2 protein-coding genes are annotated in these 2,839 nt (G+C 74.1%); both read right to left on the bottom strand.

Annotated features, from left to right (window positions below; all coding sequences use genetic code 11):
* Nucleotides 1-75: 75 nt before the first annotated feature.
* The gene (locus ACFV2S_RS17515; protein WP_385559356.1) at nt 76-1,617 is read right to left on the bottom strand and encodes a M23 family metallopeptidase; all 1,542 of its coding nucleotides are present in this window, start codon (nt 1,615-1,617) and stop codon (nt 76-78) included.
* A 222-nt stretch (nt 1,618-1,839) separates the two neighbouring features.
* Nucleotides 1,840-2,709, bottom strand: a complete 870-nt coding sequence (locus ACFV2S_RS17510) for a lipase family alpha/beta hydrolase (protein ID WP_385559353.1) — start codon at nt 2,707-2,709, stop codon at nt 1,840-1,842.
* Nucleotides 2,710-2,839: the final 130 nt, after the last annotated feature.

Here is a 2,839-nt window from a genome sequence, read left to right as displayed (position 1 = left end):
AGGGTGCGGGGGGTTCGGGTCCGGGCCCCCGGCTTGCCCCGCGGGGCCCCCTTCCTCGTCCGTACGCCGGAGGGCTCAGCTGGTCGGGTCGAGGCCGTGGCTGCGCAGCCAGGCCAGCGGGTCGATCGCGGAGCCGCCGCCGGGCCGGACCTCGAAGTGGAGGTGCGGGCCGGTGGAGTTGCCGGAGTTGCCGGAGTACGCGATGACGTCGCCGGCCTTGACGTAACCCGAGCGGATCTTGGTGCTGCTCAGATGGCAGTACCAGGTCTCGGTGCCGTCGGGGGAGGTCACGATCGCCATGTTGCCGTAGGCGCTGTTCCACTGGGTGCGGACGGTGCCGTCGGTCGCGGCCATCACGGGGGTGCCGTACTGCACGGGGAAGTCGATGCCCGTGTGCACGGACATCCAGTTGACGCCCGACTGGCCGAAGCGCGCGCTGAGCTGGTGGAGCTTCACCGGCAGCAGGTACTTGGGACGCAGCGCCTCCTTGCGGGCCGCCTCCTCCTCGCGCTTCTTCTTGTCGGCGGCCTGGCGGGCCCTGAGGTCGATGCGCTCCTGGGTGCGGCTGGCGCGGTCGCCGAAGTCGCGGGCGTCGGCACTGAGCGCGGCGAGCTGGGTGTCGAGCGCGTTGTTGGCGGCGACCTGCTTGACCGAGGCCGGGTCGGCGGCGGCGAGCGCGGTCGTGTCGTCCTTCTGCGCGCCGGCCGGGGTGGTGCCGGTCAGGCCGCCGACGGAGGCGGCGGCGATGCCGGCGACTCCCATCACGCAGGCGGAGGGGACGGCGACGGTCAGCAGCGCGGACCGTTTGGCGGGCGTACGGCGCCGGCCGCGGGCGCCACCGGAGGAGCGGCGCACGGGGCGGCCCGCGAGGGGCGACTCGGTGCGGACCTCGACGGCGGGTTCGTCACCGGCGGCCGGCTCGTCGTGGTCGTGTGCGTGGTCGCCGTCGTGCTCGTAGTCGTACGCGTCGTCGTCGCCCTGGAAGGCCTCGGGCTCCTCCGCGCCGTCGGCGGCGTGTTCCTCGTGGCCCTCGGGGACGTACTCGCAGGCGAACTCGGCGGTGTGCTCGGCCTGCGGGGTGTACTGCTGGGGGACGACCGGCTCGGGCTCGGGGGAGGCGTGGTTCCACGCGGTCGCGTCGAAGGCGCCGGTCTCGGTCGCGAAGGCGGGGGCGGCCCACTGCCCGGTGGCGTCGTAGGCCTCGTAGCCGTACGTGCCCTGGGCGGCGTAGGCGCCGGCGTGGGCGGTCTCGTACTGGCCGGTGTGCTGGGCGTCGGTCCAGGCGGAGGCGTCCCACTGTCCGGTGGTGTCGTACTGCGCCGTGGTGGTCGCGTACGTGCCGGTGGCCTCGTGGCCGGTGGCGGCGGTGTTCCACTGCCCCGTGGTGTCCCACTGGCCGGTCGTGTCGTACTGACCGGTGGTGTCGTACTGCCCCGTGGTGTCGTACTGCCCCGTCGTCGGGTACGTGCCGGTGGCCGCGTACGCGCCGAGGTCCCACTGGCCGCTGTGGTCGGCCTGACCTTCGGGGTAGGCGCCGAACAGCGGGTCGATGGCGAAGCTGCCGGTGTGCTGGGCGCCGTCTCCGACGTACCCGGCGTGGGGGTGCTGGTCGTTCACCAACGTCTCTCTCGCCTCGGCAGCAGGACCAGTCCGGGGCGGGCCCGTGAGGGGTGTCCCGGGGGTAAGCAGTGGCGCGACTGTACCCGGCGGTATGCGCGGCGGACAATCTTCGGCGGGGTTCGGGCCCGTAGGAAAAGGGCAATCGACCGCGTTTCTCCAGGTCGAGTGGAGAGCTTTGGCCTTGTGTTCGATGAACGTTCGAAGAACGGTGTCGTGTGCTCAGGCGACGGAGGTGGCCCCGGGCCCCTCGTCCCGAGCTCCGGAGGCGACCGGACCGCCCGCGTCGAGGGCCTCCCGGACCCCGGCGGCCACCGTCGGGTGCACGGGCAGCGCGAGGTGGCCGATCCCGCTCACCCGAACGTTGTGCACGAGCAGGTCGGGGTGGTCCAGACGCGCGGTCTCCACCGGCACCATCACCTGGTCCAGATCGCTCCAGAAGCTCACGAACCGGGTCCGGCAGCCGGGCGCGGGCTCCGCGAGCTCGCGCAGGACCTCCGAACCGGGCCGCATCTGCCGCACCAGCGGATGCGCGTCCGCGAGCGGGGCCACCGTGGTGCCCGCGTGCGGGGTGCCGAGCATGATCAGGGTCCGCACCCGGCTGTCACCGCCCAGGCGCTGTACGTAATAGCGGGCGATCAGCCCGCCCAGGCTGTGCCCGACGACGTCGACCTCGGCGTGGCCGGTGCGGGCGCGGATCTCGTCCACCCGGCGGCCCAGCAGCTCGGCGGCGGCCCGCAGGTCGCAGGTGAGCGGGGAGTAGTTGAGCGACTCGACGTGGTCACGGCCGTTCCGGGTGAGGGAGCGGCGCAGCAGCACGAAGACCGACCGGTTGTCGACGAAACCGTGCAGCAGGATCACCGGACGGCTGCCACCGCCCCGCGCGATCGCCGTCGGGGGCGACGTCTCCGCCCCGGCCGGGTCGGGGCCTTCGGCGGAGGTCGTGGGCGTGGAGGGGCGCTTCGCGGAGGCCGGGGCGGGGGAGAGCCGCTCGGCGACGATCCCGGACGGGTAGAGGACGAGATGACCGGCCAGGATCGCGACTTCCAGCGCGGTGGCCTTCATCAGGGCGGTGACCTTGGTGAGCTCCATGGCCGGCCTCCCGAACGGCACGCGGGGCCGAACGGTACGCCGGGGGGGGGGGGGGGCCCCGGCGCCCGCCGCCGGGCCGCGCGCGGCGCGGGGGGCGGCGCGCGGCGCCGGAGCGAGCGCCCCCCCCCCC

Origin of the sequence: Streptomyces sp. NPDC059695, from assembly GCF_042733785.1 — a bacterium.
Lineage (GTDB): Bacteria > Actinomycetota > Actinomycetes > Streptomycetales > Streptomycetaceae > Streptomyces.
The sequence above is the reverse complement of the archived record's forward strand: the minus strand, read 5'-3'. Positions and strand labels throughout refer to the sequence as shown.